This is a genomic window from Actinopolymorpha sp. B11F2 (genome assembly GCF_040195635.1).
Classification (GTDB): Bacteria; Actinomycetota; Actinomycetes; order Propionibacteriales; family Actinopolymorphaceae; genus Thermasporomyces.
In genome coordinates this window covers 1-1,152 of the sequence record NZ_JBEFTX010000059.1, presented here as the reverse complement: position 1 = coordinate 1,152, position 1,152 = coordinate 1, and the positions used below count along the sequence as shown (strand labels likewise).

Genomic DNA, 1,152 nt, shown 5'->3' with positions numbered 1-1,152 from the left:
CTAGTGCTGCGTCAAGCAACGTTGGGTAGGTAATCGGGGCGGCGGATCTTGGAGTCGATCGCGAATCGTCGTTTCGGTCGTGCTCGCTTGTTGTGCCAGCGGAGGTACCCGGCGATTGCGGCTTGTTGGGCGGTGTGGCTGGGGTAGTCGCTGCCGTCGAGGGTGAAGTAACGGATCGCGGTGAACTCGGACTCGATCCAGTTCAGCCAAGACGCGTTGGTCGGGGTGTAAACGAGGTCGATGGCGTGGTCGGTGCACCAGGAGGTGACCTCGGCCTTGGCGTGGGGGCCATAGTTGTCGCAGACCAGGTAGAGCTTGCCGACCGGGAAGCGTCGGCGTAGTTGCTTGCAGAAGTCGAGGAACTGCGGCCAGCGTTTGTGATCCCGGAACCGGTAGAACATCTGCCCAGTGGCAAGGTCGAGCCCGGCGAACATGTGCCGCACACCGCCAGTACGTGTGTAGGTGGCTCGCAGCCGGGCGACACCTTTGGTCGGGAACCAGCCTCTGCCGGGTCTGGGTTGGAGGTTCAACGGCCCGAACTCATCGACACAGATCACCCGTCCATCGGTCGGCGGATGGTCGTACAGGTCGAGGATCCTGGCCATCTTGGCGGCGAAGTCGGGGTCCTTCGATCCTTTCCATGTCTTGGTGGCCTGCCAGGAGATCCCGGCCTGGCGCAGGATCTGCCGGATCGTCTCGGTGCTCACACTGATCATGTGGACTTCGCCAAGATGGTCGCGCAGCTTGGTCAAGCTCCACGTGGTGAACGGCTCACCGAGCTTGCCCGGCGGGCTCTTGGCGATTCGGCAGATCTGCTCACGTACCGCGGGGCCGATCCTCCTCGGTCGACCCCCGCTCCATTTTGGGCTCAACGCATCAAACCCCATCTCGTTGAACGACTTGATCACACCACGGGCGTAGGCCGGCGACGCCGCGAACATCGCTGCCGCCTCCGACGCCGACCTACCTTGCAACGACGCCAGCACGATCCCCGCCCGCCGCAACCGGATCCGATCCCTCGTCCGCCGCGTGATCTGTACCAGCCGCTCAGCCTCCTGCGGCTCCAACTCCCGAACGAACACCTCAGGCCGACGTGCCATCACTCACCTCCAGGCACAGCCTGCCATTACAACGCCAACGTTCCTTGATGAG

At 63.4% G+C, this 1,152-nt stretch carries 1 protein-coding gene; it reads right to left on the bottom strand.

Features of this window, described 5'->3' with window-relative positions:
- Positions 1-11: 11 nt before the first annotated feature.
- A complete protein-coding gene (locus ABN034_RS34205) occupies positions 12-1,100 on the bottom strand; it encodes an IS630 family transposase (RefSeq protein ID WP_349695104.1) in 1,089 nt (362 codons plus the stop codon).
- Positions 1,101-1,152: the final 52 nt, after the last annotated feature.